Below are 12,360 nucleotides of genomic sequence, written 5' to 3'. Positions count from 1 at the left end.
TTTTCTTTTCTCGTGACCTCTGGCAGTTGCCCGAAATTTCACGTTTTGCAGCACATCAGACAGGAAATACTATGGCGGTATTAACTCAGATTCTTCACGCACTCTGGCAACACGATTTTAGCGTTTTAGCCAATCCAAACGTTTTGTGGGTCGTCTACGCCGTTCTGTTTACCACGCTGTTTCTTGAAAACGGTCTGCTGCCCGCCTCTTTCCTTCCCGGTGACAGCCTGCTGCTGCTGACCGGCGCGCTGGTGTCAAAAGGGGTCATGAGCCTGGTACCGACGCTGATTATTTTAATCGTGGCCTCAAGCCTGGGTTGCTGGTTCAGTTATTTGCAGGGCCGATGGCTGGGTCATACTCGAATAGTGAAAGGTTGGCTGTTGCAGCTGCCGGCGAGCTATCACGAACGCGCTCATAATTTGTTTCTTAAACACGGCTTAGCCGCCCTTCTAGCCGGTCGTTTTCTGGCGTTTGTGCGAACACTACTGCCAACGATCGCCGGTATTTCAGGTCTTGATAATGCCCGATTTCAGCTGTTTAACTGGCTCAGCGCCGTGCTGTGGGTCGGGGTTATTGTCGGCATGGGCTATGCGCTGTGCCATATCCCTCTCGTTCAGCGCCATGAAGAAAAAGTCATGGCCGGGCTAATGATCCTGCCCGCCCTGCTGTTAGTGACCGGTCTGGTTGGCGCGGTGCTCGTGGTTTGGCGCAACCGCCGCAAGATAGCCTCTTAATTAAGAGTGCTTTCTTATCACGAGCGCTTTCTGATTAAGAGCCAAATACAGTTTCAGACAGACTCAGCGAATTGCCCTCACGCATACGGGCAATTTCGTCACTTGGGGTCACGCCGAAATAGCGTTTAAATTCCCGACTAAACTGCGATGCACTTTCATATCCGACGTTTAGGGCCGCGATACTGGCCTTCACTCCGTCATAAATCATCATCGTCCGCGCCTTGTGCAGCCGATAGTTTTTCAGATATTGCAGCGGCGACGTGCTGGTGACGGCCTTAAAGTTGTGGTGAAACGCGGAAACGCTCATATTGACATCGCTGGCCAACTGTTCAACGCTGAGCGGCTGGGCATACTGATTTTCAATTTTCCGCAGCGCTTTGGCTATCTGGCTAAAATGGGTATGACGGTTTACCAGCGCCTGCAGCGCGCCGCCGTTTTCGCTGGTAAGTATAAAGAACAAAATTTCACGGATAATTTGCGGGCCGAGCACTTTGGCGCGCAGCGGTTTATCCATCACGTCAAGCAAACGCTCGCTGGCGCAGAGAATATCTTCATCCAGCAGGCCGGAGGTAATCCCGGACGACTGATCGGGCTGGTGCGCAAACCCTTCATCCCCCATTTCCATGAGCAGGTCCTGCAGCATCACCGAATCAATACGGATAGAAACGCCTGTCACCGGGCGCTCGGGCGTGCCAAAAGTCTCACATTCAAACGGCAGAGGAACGGTAAGCATCAGATAGTTTTTGGGGTCATAAGAAAAGGTTTTATTGCCCAGATAACCCACCTTGCTGCCCTGAAATACAATCGTCAAACTCGGGTTGTACATGACAGGCTGGCGGGCGTGATAGCTTGAGTAACACATCAGCGTGGCCTGCGGCACGCTCGACTGAAATTTATTCGTACCTTCCGTCAGGCGCTCGACTTTTTTAGCCAACTCCGCGCACAGGCTCTCGACATCTTGCATTACTCATCTCCGAACAGAAACAAACTGGCAATGATTCTGCCATATTCGCCGATTTTTCTATACAGGATTGCAGGACTGGGCAAGGTTTAAACAGAAATGTGCATCTCAAATGCTCAACCATGCCGCTAAAGTGTGGGATTGGCAGCGCTGAAGTCACTTTTTAGATAAATAACTGAAAATGAATCATTAGCAAACTCAGCGAAATGGCTATTCGTTTACTAAACTTACCCCATCAGGCACTTAATGCGTGGATTACGCATCCCCCAACAGGAGAGATTTATGTCAACGCAATCCATCATACAACTTCATGACGGCAACCACATTCCTCAGCTCGGCCTCGGCGTTTGGAAGGCAAGCAATGACGAAGCGACTCATGCGGTAGGCACAGCGCTCAACGCGGGCTATCGTCATATTGATACTGCCGCAGCGTATAAAAATGAGGAAGGCGTAGGTAAAGCGCTTCAGGAAACCAGCGTTCCTCGTGAAGAAATTTTCGTTACCACTAAACTTTGGAATGACCAGCAGCTGTATGCACAGAAAGCGCTGGAAGAGAGCCTCGAAAAACTTAAACTCGACCATGTCGACCTTTATCTGATCCACTGGCCGCTGCCGGACAAAGGCAATTATGTTGAATCCTGGAAACAGCTGCTTAAGCTTAAGGAGCAGGGGCTGGCGAAGAGCATTGGGGTGTGTAATTTCCACATTCCTCACCTTCAGCGCCTTATTGACGAAACCGGCGTTGCGCCAACCGTAAACCAGATTGAGCTGCACCCTTCTCTTGCCCAGCGTCAACTGCACGCCTGGAATGCCACTCACCGCATTGCTACTGAGTCCTGGAGTCCACTCGCACAGGGCGGTGACGGTCTGTTTGATCAACCGTTAATTAAAAAACTGGCTGAGAAGTACGAAAAAACCCCGGCGCAAATAGTGATCCGCTGGCATCTGGACAATGGGCTGATTGTTATTCCGAAATCCGTTACGCCGAAACGTATTCATGAAAACTTTAACGTTTTCGACTTCAAGCTGGAAAAAGAAGAGTTAGCAGAATTTACCAAGTTGGACACTGGCAACCGCTTAGGGCCGAATCCAGAAGATGTACTCAATTTCTGATTTGAAAGAACTCTACATGGGGGAGTCACTCCCCCATTCTGCCCTTCAGCTTTGAACATACGCAGGCAGTGGACTAAAAGTTTGAAGCGGGTTGTACGACCATTTGCCCCATCGTTCCGCGGTCGGCAAGTTCCAGCGTCTGGCTATAATAGAAGAAGGGAAAGTGCTCGTAGGACGGCTGATTGAAATACACCAGCAAATCGACCTCGCCATCGACCCACACCGTATCTTTAAAACCGGCATCCTCAATCAGAGGCGCGGCGCCGTTCACCGATTTAACCAGGAAATTCACCCCCTGCACGTGGAAAGGCTGCGGCAAATCGGCGTGAATGGTCCAGCGTTCCCACGTTCCCTGCATCGCCTGCACGTCGGTTCTTGACGCATCAAATACTGCACCGTTGATCCCCGGCTGACTGTCTCCCAGACGGAACTCACGGCTGCGCACCACGTTGCCGGTGATAAGCTGATCGGCGAGCAGGCGCATGGGCAGGTTATCGGTCACCAGCGGCAACAGGCCGGTAGGTCTCAGCGTCAGAACCAGGGTGGAAACCAGAATGCTTGATGGCTGGAATAGCCCACGCAGCCGGTCCATAATGCCCGCCGCTTCACCGGCAGAAATTGAAACCTCGTCGCCCTGTGTCATATCAATCAGCACTTCTCGGCGTTCGCCCGGCGCCAACGACAGACGAGAAACACTCACCGGTGCGGGTAAGAAACCCAGGTCGGAAGCCACCACGTGGAATGGACGATTATCGCTCATGGTCAATTCATAACGGCGAGCGTTGGAGGCGTTAAGCAGGCGCAGGCGAACCCAGCCGCGTGAAACCTGCACAAACGGACTTTGCACGCCATTAACCAGCATAGTGTCGCCGAAGAATCCTCCGCTGGCCGGTGTGTCGTACTGCGGAACGCCGAAGTTGTCGAGCCGTTTGTCCTGAATGATGATTGGAAAATCATCTACACCATAATGATTGGGCAGCGGCAGGCTTTTGCTGACTTCATCTTCCACCAGCCACATTCCAGCCAGGCCGTTATAGACCTGCGGCGCCATATGGGATGGCGTATTGGCGTGGTACCAGCAGGTTGCGGCTGGCTGACGAATCGGCAATACTGGCGACCAGTCGCTGCCGGAAGACATCATTCGTGCTGCACCGCCGGTTAACGTTCCGGGCACCTGCAAACCGCTGATAGTCATTGAAGCCGGCGACGGCAGGCGGTTGCTGTAGATAAGCTTGACGTCATCACCGCTGTGAACTCGCACCGTCGGCCCGAGATACATGCCGTTGAATCCCCATACCGGTGCCTTGCTGCCGCCAAGAAAAGACCAGTGCGCCTGCTGCAATGTCAGGAAAAGAGGCTGTCCGCGGCGGGATTCAATGAGTGGAGGAATGGGCAACGCCGGCTGCGCATCACCTGCATGTGCCCTCAGCGGCAGTGATCCAGCGGCTAGCGCCAATCCGGATGCCTGTAAAAAATTGCGACGACTGAGGGACATATCTTCTCCATGAGAACAAAATCTAAGCGGCAGTATAAGCTCACTAACCCTCAATGGCGGTGAGCACTAATAGCAATCACTCAGGGAGGAGCCGACTCGCATAGACTCTCTATTACCCGAGTGATTGAAAAACTATTTATTTTTTTTCTTTAATTCAGCTTCGCGAATAGCCACTTCGGCATCTAGCTCGGCAATTTTCACACCCATTATCTGATGACAATGCTCAACTAATTCACGCATGCGCTCTTTACCGTATTGCGTGGTGTCGACCGGCGGCAGCATTTCAATGATCACCTGACCGTTATTCCAGCGATTCAGTTTAATTTTGTTGCTGGTATTAGACACGCAAATAGGCACGATGGGCACGCCTGCGGCAATGGCGGCATGGAACGCACCGGTTTTAAACGGCATAAGGCCACGGCCGCGGCTGCGGGTGCCTTCAGGGAACATCCAGATTGACACATTTTTCTTTTTAATCTGCTCGACAACCTGCGAGATAGTGCCATGCGCCTTCGCACGGTTATCTCTATCAATCAACAGGTTACCGGTCACCCAGTAAAGCGGGCCAAAGAAAGGTATCCAGAGCAGGCTTTTTTTGCCGACCGTGACCGTTCTTGGCTGTACGACGTTGGCCGCGGTCACCATGTCGTAATTGTTTTGGTGATTGGCAATATAGATGCAGTTTCCGTAATGCGCCGCTTCAGCAGGGATGCGTTTCTCAACCTTTAGGCCAAATATCGGTGCCAGTCCGCCAAAAAGATGGCCGAAAGTCGCTACATGTTTTGGATTTCTTGGGCTGAAAAGGCAATAAATCGAGCCGAAAATACACACCAGAATTGAGAAAACCACGACATAAATAAAGCGAAAAATAAGTAACATAACACCCTCTTAAGCATACAACCGAAGTCAACAGAATTGACCCTGCGGTTCCTTTGCCGCTGGGCTATTCTCGGGCCTCAGCAAGCTCTATACAATAGTTATTCTTCACCCGAAGAGGGTTTTTATTAATCCAGATAATAGAGTTTGTTACAAACGTGGATTAATTGTGCTCAGGAATAAAGATTATCAGTGCGCTACGTAAGTTAACAAGCAACGTCTCGCCTTTGTGACCCCACACAATTCAGGGCACAAAAGTGCCCTGAATATGTCGGTAAAAATTTACTCTTCGCTTTCTCCGATGGAAGGACGAGCCGGGGCGTCAACCTCAACTCTGTCAATCCTCTGGAGCCCACGCGGCAGCAGCGTACCTTTGCGGCCTCGCTCAGCGCGGAACTTCTGCAGGTCTTCAGGACGCAACGTCAGTTTGCGTTTACCTACGTGCAGCGTAACCGATGTTTGCGGAGCCAGTACCAGCAGCCAGGCGAGATTGTCCTTGCCCGCGGCAGCATCTGCCGAGGCAATAGACACAATCTTGTTGCCTTTACCCTTCGACAACTGCGGCAAGTCAGCCACCGGGAACAGCAGCATACGGCCCGCGCTGGTAACAGAAAGCAGCATATCGTCTTCGCCCACCAACTCGATAGGCGGCAACGCCTTGGCATTTTCAGGCAGAGTAATCATAGCCTTGCCTGCACGATTGCGCGCCACCAAGTCGTTAAAGGTACAGACAAAACCGTAACCCGCATCTGAGGCCATGAGCAACTTCTGGTCATCGGCGGCCATCAGCACCTGCGAAATCGTGGCGCCTGGAGGCGGCGTCAGCTTGCCGGTTAACGGCTCGCCCTGCCCGCGCGCCGACGGCAGCGTATTGGTGTCTAGCGCATAGCTGCGACCAGTGGAGTCGATAAACACCACCGGCTGATTACTTTTACCCTTGGCAGCGCTGCGGAAGCTGTCTCCGGCCTTGTAACTCAGACCGGTAGGGTCGATGTCATGACCTTTAGCACTGCGCACCCAGCCCATTTCTGACAACACCACCGTTACCGGTTCAGACGGAACAAAGTCGCTTTCGCTCATGGCCTTTGCTTCACCACGTTCGATGATTGGCGAACGGCGATCGTCACCGTAGGCTTCGGCATCGGCCTGGATCTCTTTACGGATCAGGGTACTCAGCTTGCGCTCCGAGGCCAGCAGCGCCTGCAATTGATCGCGCTCTTTTGCCAGTTCGTCCTGCTCACCGCGGATCTTCATCTCTTCGAGTTTGGCCAAGTGGCGCAATTTCAACTCGAGGATCGCCTCGGCCTGCGTTTCACTCAAAGCAAAACGCGCCATCAACACAGGCTTAGGCTCGTCCTCGGAGCGAATGATGTGGATCACTTCATCAATATTCAGGAAAGCAGTCAGTAAGCCTTCCAAAATATGCAGGCGTTTCAGCACCTTATCGAGGCGGAAATTCAGTCGACGACGAACGGTATCGCGACGATATGACAGCCACTCGTTCAGGATCTCTACCAGCCCTTTCACCTGCGGGCGGTTGTCCAGACCGATCATATTCATATTAATGCGGTAGCTGCGCTCAAGATCGGTGGTCGCAAACAGGTGATTCATTACCTGATCGAGATCAACACGGTTCGATCGCGGCACAATCACCAGGCGCGTTGGATTCTCATGATCGGATTCGTCGCGCAGATCCTCAACCATAGGCAGCTTCTTGGCCCGCATTTGGTTGGCAATTTGCTCCAGCACTTTCGCGCCCGAAACCTGATGCGGCAGTGCGGTGATAACGGCGTCACCGTCCTCTTTTTTCCACAGCGCACGCATGCGAACCGAGCCTTTGCCCGACTCATAGATTTTGCGAATTTCATTGCGCGGGGTAATGATTTCAGCTTCAGTCGGGAAGTCTGGCCCCTGCACAAACTCAAGCAAATCTTCCAGCGTACTGCCCGGTTTTTCGAGCAGCGCCACAGCAGCGTTAGCGACTTCACGCAGGTTGTGCGGCGGAATATCTGTCGCCATACCCACGGCAATACCGGTAGTGCCGTTGAGCAAAATATTGGGCAGGCGCGCAGGCAGCATTTTCGGCTCCTGCATAGTGCCGTCGAAGTTTGGCACCCAGTCAGAAGTTCCCTGACCCAGCTCGCGCAGCAGTACTTCAGCATATTTCGACAGGCGCGATTCGGTATAACGCATGGCGGCGAAGGATTTCGGGTCATCCGGCGCACCCCAGTTCCCCTGCCCGTCAACCAGCGGATAACGATAGGAGAAAGGCTGTGCCATCAATACCATGGCTTCGTAACAGGCACTGTCGCCGTGCGGATGATATTTACCCAGCACGTCACCGACGGTACGCGCTGATTTTTTGAATTTGGCATTATTGCTGAGGCCAAGCTCAGACATGGCATAAATAATGCGGCGCTGAACCGGCTTGAGGCCGTCGCCAATATAAGGGAGTGCCCTGTCCATGATTACGTACATGGAGTAGTTCAGATAGGCATTCTCGGTAAACGTGTGCAGCGCTAAACGCTCTGTACCGTCATGAGTCACTTCGCTCATTACTTTTTATCCTCAGCCCCATGGCACTGTCGTGCTGGAAAATAAACGTTCTGGAAAATAAGGAGGCCTGCTTGCAGACACGCGCAGGCGCTGCCGCACAAGGCGATGATGTTCGCGATAGTACATCATATGGCGTATAGCTGTCACAGTTGCTGTGATTTGGTCGCGCATGTTATGCTCAAAAAACTCATAAAAAGTCGATAACGCCGCCTGATTATTGCATTTTAAGCAATAGTATTGTGCTCTGGCGCACATTTTTCACGTCAACGATCTCTTGTACACTCTGTTTAACAGTTTAATAACGAGGTCATTGCCATGAGCAACATATTGATTATCAACGCAGGAAAAACATTCGCCCACTCAAAAGGCGCACTTAACATCAGCCTGACAGAAGTTGGCGACACGTTCCTGCGCGATGCAGGACACAGCGTGCGCGTCACCAATATCGAACAGGGTTATGATATTGAAGCCGAAATACAGAGCTATCTGTGGGCCGATGCCATCATTTACCAGATGCCGGGTTGGTGGATGGGCGCGCCGTGGACATTGAAAAAATACATTGATGAAGTGTTCACCGAAGGCCACGGTCGTTTGTACCAAAGTGATGGTCGTTCGCGTTCAGACGCGTCAAAAAAATACGGTTCTGGCGGCCTGATTCAAGGCACAGCATACATGCTTTCTGTCACCTGGAATGCACCACTTGAAGCCTTCGAAGATAAAGACCAATTCTTCCACGGTGTGGGCGTTGACGGCGTTTATCTGCCGTTCCATAAAGCCAACCAGTTCCTGGGCATGGATACACTGCCAACCTTTATGTGTAACGACGTTATCAAAGACCCCGACATTGAAGGCTATTTTGCCCACTATCGCGCGCACCTCGACCACGTATTTGGTCAGGCCGAAGCGGCAGAATAAGCATTCAGTTAATTCTGTAAATCTTAAGCGTGTTTGGCAAAGGCGGTGTTTATTGCCACACTCAGGGGTCACCATTCGCGTGAGTCAGTCATGTTTATGGCTCACACATTTAAAGGGAAACCGAGGTTTTTATGATAACCGTAATTGCTGAAATCATCATCAAGCCGGGCCGTCGTGATGCGGTGCTAGAAAAAATCACTCAGCTTCTACCCAGCGTTCTGGAAGAAAAAGGCTGTCATCGCTATGAGCCTTTTATCGACGTCAAAGGCCAGATACCTTGGCGTCAAAGCGCACCGGATTCTATTTTCATGCTAGAAGATTGGGAAAGCCTGGCACATCTGGAAGATCATCAGCAGGCAGCTCATATGCACGCACATCGTGAAAACATTAAAAACGATGTGGTGGATGTAAGAATTAACATTATCGAAAAAGCCTGATTTTACGGGGTCAATGCCCAGCAAGAAGACTAAACAAACCGGAGTCGTTAACGCGGCTCCGGTTTTTTATTGTCCGACTTTATCTCCAATTCATAGATGGCGATGCCTATCTTTATCAATCTCGACGTCATCTCGTCGGGTTCAACGCCGGCTATCTTCGCCTGGGTAATAATATAGTTGGATAAGTCTGTAGACACCCGCAGCCTGCCGGGCGGCATATCGCCGTCAGCGGGCGCTTCGTCATCCCGACCATAGGCAAGCCAGGTGAAAGAGACCGAAAGAGCCTGAGCCAACTTGGTCAATACTACGGGGGTAGGTTTTACCTTGCCTAACTCGTAGCGTGAAACCTGAACCAACGAGACTCCGGATTTTTGAGAAAGGCAAACCTGTGACCATCCCAACGCCGTGCGCCTAAAAATGAGCCTTTTTCCTATTTCTTCACTGTTGTTCATAGCGTTTAAATGCCATCTCATTCAGACAGGTTATTAAAGGGCTATAAAATAAAATTTATAGCGCGAGTCAGCCATACGCCCGGCACTTCCTCGCCTACGCTAGCAAAACAGGGATCAGGATACACTTTATCAGATTCAATTTTTTTGATTCAAATCCCTTAAAAAACCTCTTTCTGCGGTGAAATCCGAATCTTCCTACAGGATAATTTTTATTATAAGAAATTTTCTGGAATTCCAATCAATCTATCACTCATTACAAGAGCTTATGATAAAACATAAGCTTTTCTGATTAATCGCGACTTACCATGGAATCGGCTTTTTCTTCCAAATGTTATTTTTTTTGTTTTTAATTTTAAAGAAAAGCAAGGGTCCTATCCAAGAAGCAAGCAGGCATAATAGACCGGAGACGATGATGACTCCGCCGTCACGTACGCTTTGAAAAAGAAAAAAGAAAATCACCAAACAAGCACTAATGAGCAATATTCTTATTGCTAACATTTGTTTTCTCTGCCTGGTATTTATATATCCTTTCATCATTTCTGCGCCACAATGAAAACAATTGGTTGGGCTTTTGGATAGCGGACTATTACAAAAAGGGCAGGCTTCAAACTCTATTTTACGTTCATTGTGCATAGACAATTCCCAAAGTGCATTTTTGTAGTAGGGTAGAAAAAATCCCAATACGAAGGTTAGGATTAAGCGTGCAGGGTATTTTTATAAAATTCTACTGCTTCTATTATAAATAACACATAAACCAACTTGAAATCTGATTAAAAATTTTAAAAAAATGAGCCAACCCCACATCACTGAGCACTCATAAATTTCAGCTTAATTTTCTTTAATTTAGCTTATGGAAGCCTATTATCTTTGGCAACTTCACACGCAGTACGGCTATTTTTTTAAAAAAAATTAACGCAAAAAAAATCAACAATGCACTTTATGGGTAATATTTGTGTCAAAGTATTAATACTTGTTTTTTTTCATGAATAATGAGACGCCTAAAACTGTACATTTAAAACTTTCCTGTATAGGTTTTAAAACATTTAAAAAACGATTAATTAACACTATGCTGTCTAATTAGTATCCACCTGTAACCATAAAAACGATCAAATTCAATAACTTAGCGAAATCAATAATAAAAAAATTGATCAATATCAGTAACTTAGCTACCATGGACGGGCAGTATAAATACTAACTGCCTTTGGGTTGTGATTCAACACCAGGGAAAACGTCATTGCTGAGGTTAAAGAATATGGTAGAAATCAGCGAAACCGAACTTATAAAAATGTTTGAAAGGGTATTAATCCTTTCAAAAATTGATAGTTCAAAAAGCATAGCCATTCTTAAAAATAAATATTCTGAGCCTCAGGTAGTCAGTGCCGCGATTGCAGCTGTAACATCAACAGGAGCCAAATTCTACGTTGTTGAACTTATTGAAGATGGCAAAAATCCAAATCAGCCTCATCAGTTTACTATTTATGATGGCAGTCGATTACTGATGGGTAATGAAATCGCCAAAGAAATTTTGGATTCCGTAGACCTGGTTTTTGAAACTCAAGAACCTATGCTAGAGGACCCGTAGGCGTATTTCACTGAGGTTACATTCAGGAGAGTAAATGAATACCAATGAAGCCGACATTCTCTACGGCGAGGCATGCAGAATAATAGGAGAAAAAGCGTTTGCTTTTGCCCAGGAAGGGATCGAAACCAATAAAGCAATAATTGCCCACTCATTACGTGAAGAATTACGCCAGGTTAAAGAAAGTCGCACCTTAGAACGAAAATCACTGATGCTAGCAATACAACTATTGGAAGGTTCAATAGAAAATGAAAGCGTCGCCGATAATGGCAGTAAAGCTCAAAGAGATAATATTTCAACAGCTAACGAGGAAAAGGAAAAACATCGTTAATTCACGCATAAAGCTTAACAATGCGGTGCTAAGAGGTTAAGGAATGATGCAAATACTTGTCTGCATTTGAAGATAACTTGGCGATAATCCACACAAAGATTGCGTTAATTTCGGATAGAGCAAACAGTAAAAATAGGATAACTCCTAAATAAGTAAATAGCTTAAATAAAATGTAATATTTTGTATGTGTAATATTTCTGTCATCTTCTTTAAGGAGAGGATTTTCTGCGTGTAATTTTTGATCAAAATTTTTGGTCAATCAAGTTTTCAATTCAACTTTAGTTAGCACCTTTACTGTCAGGAACTTTCACTGTGCTCTACTTGAGCCTCTTGCACGATATGCCCACCGTGACACCTCACCTCCCAGCGAGGTCATTCATGGTGGTCAGCTTTGAACAAAGCTGGAAAGTGGGTTCGAAAAGAGGTAGAACGACCAACATTTAGTGTTTCTAACGTCATGATAAGGAAAATAAACAGCATTTGATGCTGGGAATATAAAGAGGAAACAGACTTTCCGTACTTCATACCAGGTAATTTCTCTACATTAACCTCTTTATTTCAAATTCCCATTTTAGTGTTCTTTGCCATGTGATGACCTAAGCGATTAAAAATATATTCACACGCCGTACTTGTTATAATGTAAGAAACCAATAACACATTCTCCGTAATAAATAGCTCTCTATTTTCACGCAAAAATTACATCGTGCTTTATCCAATTCTTTAGATATCCCCTCAAGCAAAGCGTTATGGCGACAGATAATACAGTCCTTAATGGCAATGCATGGAATAATGTACTGATAGGATTTACATCTTATTGCAGTTGAGGGTTACACTTTATAATGATAATAAAAATAAACCCTAACTTATTGAATATGATCAAATTTATTTGATTTTAAAATTAGCCTTCCATG

General features: G+C 47.9%; 12 protein-coding genes. 6 read left to right on the top strand and 6 right to left on the bottom strand.

Translation table 11 applies throughout. The features are described from left to right. Window positions 1-71 precede the first annotated feature (71 nt). On the top strand, window positions 72-734 hold the full coding sequence (locus tag GA565_RS04220; protein WP_152197468.1) for a DedA family protein: 663 nt from the start codon (window positions 72-74) through the stop codon (window positions 732-734). A 34-nt stretch (window positions 735-768) separates the two neighbouring features. Here the strand turns inward: GA565_RS04220 and GA565_RS04215 are convergent, their stop codons facing one another. Then, on the bottom strand, window positions 769-1,698 hold the full coding sequence (locus GA565_RS04215; protein ID WP_152197467.1) for an AraC family transcriptional regulator: 930 nt from the start codon (window positions 1,696-1,698) through the stop codon (window positions 769-771). A gap of 279 nt (window positions 1,699-1,977) precedes the next feature. On the opposite strand from GA565_RS04215, the gene dkgA reads away from it, so the two are divergent. Beyond that, complete coding sequence (dkgA, locus tag GA565_RS04210; protein ID WP_152197466.1) at window positions 1,978-2,808, top strand: 2,5-didehydrogluconate reductase DkgA; 831 nt, start codon at window positions 1,978-1,980, stop codon at window positions 2,806-2,808. Window positions 2,809-2,881: 73 nt separating this feature from the next. On the opposite strand, the gene ftsP is transcribed toward dkgA, so the two are convergent. The 3 genes from ftsP to parC all read right to left on the bottom strand — a co-directional run bounded on the left by ftsP (window position 2,882) and on the right by parC (window position 7,735). Continuing rightward, window positions 2,882-4,303, bottom strand: coding sequence for a cell division protein FtsP (gene ftsP, locus GA565_RS04205; protein ID WP_152197465.1), 1,422 nt, complete (start codon window positions 4,301-4,303; stop codon window positions 2,882-2,884). 132 nt (window positions 4,304-4,435) lie between these two features. After that, window positions 4,436-5,182 (bottom strand): 1-acylglycerol-3-phosphate O-acyltransferase, encoded by a 747-nt coding sequence (locus GA565_RS04200; RefSeq protein WP_152197464.1) that lies wholly within the window; start codon window positions 5,180-5,182, stop codon window positions 4,436-4,438. A 279-nt stretch (window positions 5,183-5,461) separates the two neighbouring features. Continuing rightward, on the bottom strand, window positions 5,462-7,735 hold the full coding sequence (gene parC / locus GA565_RS04195; RefSeq protein WP_152197463.1) for a DNA topoisomerase IV subunit A: 2,274 nt from the start codon (window positions 7,733-7,735) through the stop codon (window positions 5,462-5,464). 315 nt (window positions 7,736-8,050) lie between these two features. Here parC and GA565_RS04190 point away from each other — a divergent pair, with 315 nt between their 5' ends. Further along, window positions 8,051-8,650, top strand: coding sequence for an NAD(P)H-dependent oxidoreductase (locus GA565_RS04190; RefSeq protein WP_055782818.1), 600 nt, complete (start codon window positions 8,051-8,053; stop codon window positions 8,648-8,650). A gap of 131 nt (window positions 8,651-8,781) precedes the next feature. Further along, window positions 8,782-9,087, top strand: coding sequence for a putative quinol monooxygenase (locus tag GA565_RS04185; RefSeq protein ID WP_152197462.1), 306 nt, complete (start codon window positions 8,782-8,784; stop codon window positions 9,085-9,087). 47 nt (window positions 9,088-9,134) lie between these two features. On the opposite strand, the gene GA565_RS04180 is transcribed toward GA565_RS04185, so the two are convergent. Together GA565_RS04180 and GA565_RS04175 are read right to left on the bottom strand one after the other, a co-directional pair. Continuing rightward, window positions 9,135-9,539 (bottom strand): helix-turn-helix domain-containing protein, encoded by a 405-nt coding sequence (locus tag GA565_RS04180; protein ID WP_193311873.1) that lies wholly within the window; start codon window positions 9,537-9,539, stop codon window positions 9,135-9,137. 300 nt (window positions 9,540-9,839) lie between these two features. Then, window positions 9,840-10,172 (bottom strand): hypothetical protein, encoded by a 333-nt coding sequence (locus tag GA565_RS04175; protein WP_152197460.1) that lies wholly within the window; start codon window positions 10,170-10,172, stop codon window positions 9,840-9,842. Between the two features lie 619 nt (window positions 10,173-10,791). On the opposite strand from GA565_RS04175, the gene GA565_RS04170 reads away from it, so the two are divergent. Both GA565_RS04170 and GA565_RS04165 read left to right on the top strand, forming a co-directional pair. After that, window positions 10,792-11,121, top strand: coding sequence for a hypothetical protein (locus GA565_RS04170; protein ID WP_152197459.1), 330 nt, complete (start codon window positions 10,792-10,794; stop codon window positions 11,119-11,121). Between the two features lie 34 nt (window positions 11,122-11,155). Further along, the gene (locus tag GA565_RS04165; RefSeq protein ID WP_152197458.1) at window positions 11,156-11,449 is read left to right on the top strand and encodes a DUF2767 family protein; all 294 of its coding nucleotides are present in this window, start codon (window positions 11,156-11,158) and stop codon (window positions 11,447-11,449) included. Window positions 11,450-12,360 lie beyond the last annotated feature (911 nt).

It is taken from the genome of Rouxiella sp. S1S-2 (assembly GCF_009208105.1).
GTDB lineage: Bacteria > Pseudomonadota > Gammaproteobacteria > Enterobacterales > Enterobacteriaceae > Rouxiella.
The sequence above is the reverse complement of the archived record's forward strand: the minus strand, read 5'-3'. Positions and strand labels throughout refer to the sequence as shown.

What these genes read in the sequence shown, in the direction of transcription:
- GA565_RS04175 (WP_152197460.1), bottom strand. Translation starts at nt 10,172, where the DNA reads ATGCACAATGAACGTAAAATAGAGTTTGAAGCCTGCCCTTTTTGTAAT.
- GA565_RS04200 (WP_152197464.1), bottom strand. Translation starts at nt 5,182, where the DNA reads ATGTTACTTATTTTTCGCTTTATTTATGTCGTGGTTTTCTCAATTCTG.
- GA565_RS04180 (WP_193311873.1), bottom strand. Translation starts at nt 9,539, where the DNA reads ATGAACAACAGTGAAGAAATAGGAAAAAGGCTCATTTTTAGGCGCACG.
- GA565_RS04190 (WP_055782818.1), top strand. Translation starts at nt 8,051, where the DNA reads ATGAGCAACATATTGATTATCAACGCAGGAAAAACATTCGCCCACTCA.
- GA565_RS04165 (WP_152197458.1), top strand. Translation starts at nt 11,156, where the DNA reads ATGAATACCAATGAAGCCGACATTCTCTACGGCGAGGCATGCAGAATA.
- GA565_RS04185 (WP_152197462.1), top strand. Translation starts at nt 8,782, where the DNA reads ATGATAACCGTAATTGCTGAAATCATCATCAAGCCGGGCCGTCGTGAT.
- GA565_RS04170 (WP_152197459.1), top strand. Translation starts at nt 10,792, where the DNA reads ATGGTAGAAATCAGCGAAACCGAACTTATAAAAATGTTTGAAAGGGTA.
- GA565_RS04215 (WP_152197467.1), bottom strand. Translation starts at nt 1,698, where the DNA reads ATGCAAGATGTCGAGAGCCTGTGCGCGGAGTTGGCTAAAAAAGTCGAG.
- dkgA (WP_152197466.1), top strand. Translation starts at nt 1,978, where the DNA reads ATGTCAACGCAATCCATCATACAACTTCATGACGGCAACCACATTCCT.
- parC (WP_152197463.1), bottom strand. Translation starts at nt 7,735, where the DNA reads ATGAGCGAAGTGACTCATGACGGTACAGAGCGTTTAGCGCTGCACACG.
- GA565_RS04220 (WP_152197468.1), top strand. Translation starts at nt 72, where the DNA reads ATGGCGGTATTAACTCAGATTCTTCACGCACTCTGGCAACACGATTTT.
- ftsP (WP_152197465.1), bottom strand. Translation starts at nt 4,303, where the DNA reads ATGTCCCTCAGTCGTCGCAATTTTTTACAGGCATCCGGATTGGCGCTA.